Genomic DNA, 1780 nt, shown 5'->3' with positions numbered 1-1780 from the left:
AACGATATTCTGTGTAACCTGACGGATTACATACTCGTACTCGCCGTTCGAATTCTTCTTCCCTTCAAGAACCTCAGCCTCCCCATTAAACATACGGTTCGTACGTACAACGAACGGTTTTTCCGTAGAATATTTTGCCTTGAACTCGAAGTTCGAATGACCTACCGCATAAGCAATCCCGGCCGCAGGAGTTGTCGTTACACCCGCTATCGACGGAATCGTTACAGAGTGAACCACTGTCGGAGGTGCGACATTGCCGACACACACATAAACCACTCCTTCGGTCGATGTATCAAGCACAAGAGGAACTTCTTCTCCGTCGATCTTGATCCTCTTCGGTACCAAATTCAGATTCTTCAAGCTACCCGGTGTCTGAGATTTGTAATAGATGATCGGATAACAACGGTTCATCATTCTTTCGCAAGGACGAACTTCGATGTTCACATCCACCGTACCGTACGTCGTCAATTTCTCTACATCGATCGCGTCGCTGTACTCCCCGTTGATACCCTTCGTCGTTCCTACCGAGAAGTGAAGCTGAGCACCACCGTCCAAACGAAGGTCTTTCATCTTGAGCGTTCCGCATTTCTGTTCGTAGCACTGCCCGCGCAAACGAAGCGAAGTGAACCCGGGACTCAGATGAGCCTTTATTTCCACATGTACATCCGAATGCTGGTAACCGAACCCGCCGAATGTCGACGTCGTGATCACGTCAAGCGCTTTGTTTTCCAACTTCGTAAGCCAAAGCTCGCTGTAATTGCGACCGCAGGCACCGATCGGTTCCATATGGTAATGTCTGACATAAAGACCCGCATAGTCCTTCGACTGTTTCTGTTCTTCCGAGATCAATTCGAAGTGTGCGTTACGGGTATGCTTCTTATCCGCGTAAAGCACTACCTGATTCCGTACCTTCATCGTATCGATAAAGAACCGAGCGTCCAAAATAGGAGGACCTTGCGCGTGATCGAAAGAATCCGTCACGAACGTAAGCACCGTATGGTCGAACACAGCCGTGTTCAAACGTTCCACATACGCGTCTCCCTGTTTGAACTTGATCGTGATCGTATCGAGCATATGTTGCGGATCCGTGCTGCCGGGGATATAGCTGTAGCACGGAGCACATTCGATATTTTTATACTTATACTCCTGTACAGGAGGAGTACGACGGCTGTAACCGAACTTCATGATCGGTTTATCCCCGTTGATACCGCTCCATGAACGGTATTTCAACTTATTACCGCTGACGATCAGACTGTCGTGCAAAATCAAACTATCCGCCTGAAGTACGATCTCCGTACCATTACCCGACTCATCCTCTGTATTAAGCTCAAGGTCTCCGAATACTTCGATCACCGGAGAACCTAAGTACACTTTCTGTCCGTTTGCAAAAATACGCGCGTCGCTGTGGAACGTCATACGAGATACCATGTGAAGGTAATCTCCTTTGTCACATCCGCCTTCACAACCCATCGGGCATTTCGGAATATGTTTCAGGATATTCGTATTCCAGTTGTTCTTATTTCCCTGCGTCTTCATATACAAACCGTAACCGGCTACGTGCTCGCCGTGAAGCGTCCCTGTACCCGGTACACTGCTCATGCCCGAACCGGAACCTCCTTTATAATTCATCGTCTTATACACATCGATATAGTCCGAGGCTACCGCAGCAAAACCGCCTTGTGCAATCGAAATCGGAGCAGGGCCAACAGCCTTCGAGAAGTCCAGCATAAGAGGACGGGCCTGATTCTCATCATCTACCATATCGCAATGGTATTTGCCT

The 1780-nt window shown here is 48.6% G+C and carries 1 protein-coding gene; it reads right to left on the bottom strand.

From position 1 onward, the window contains the following. Positions 1-1780: hypothetical protein (locus EII41_RS14230; protein ID WP_185711927.1), on the bottom strand; the 1780-nt coding region annotated here is incomplete at both ends.

It is taken from the genome of Tannerella forsythia (assembly GCF_003860135.1).
In the GTDB taxonomy this organism is placed as follows: domain Bacteria; phylum Bacteroidota; class Bacteroidia; order Bacteroidales; family Tannerellaceae; genus Tannerella; species Tannerella forsythia_A.
This window is presented reverse-complemented; position numbering and strand designations above follow the sequence as displayed.